The sequence below is a fragment of the Candidatus Cardinium sp. cByotN1 genome (assembly GCF_022810525.1).
In the GTDB taxonomy this organism is placed as follows: Bacteria; Bacteroidota; Bacteroidia; order Cytophagales; family Amoebophilaceae; genus Cardinium.
This window is the reverse complement of the sequence record NZ_JAACGG010000156.1, coordinates 1-342: the sequence shown is the minus strand read 5'-3', so window position 1 is coordinate 342 and position 342 is coordinate 1. Positions and strand designations below refer to the sequence as shown.

Here is a 342-nt window from a genome sequence, read left to right as displayed (position 1 = left end):
CATTATATAGGGCCAAATCTTTTCTTTTGGTAAATCAGGTGTTCCAACAAAAATGAACAAATCTACTAGGATAATACAACCTTCTATAAGAACACTAAAAATACTACCATATGAGAAAACTTTTTGGGCTTGAAGTGGGTCTGAAGCCATATACAATCTCTGGATAGTTGTAGGTTTTATATAATAGACTATGCCAGATAAAACCAGCGAAACTATAGCTGCTAATTTAGTATCAAAATGGAATACAGTTCTAAACTGAAATTTTTCCTGTCTTTGTAAAAAAGAAATAACTTCTGATATGGGGATCTCTGTTTTTATAAAAATAAACCAAGCTAAAAGAGG

At 31.3% G+C, this 342-nt stretch carries 1 protein-coding gene; it reads right to left on the bottom strand.

Annotated features, from left to right (window positions below; genetic code table 11):
- Positions 1-342 (bottom strand): hypothetical protein (locus MUW73_RS04130; RefSeq protein WP_243575286.1); only part of this gene is annotated, 342 nt, incomplete at both ends.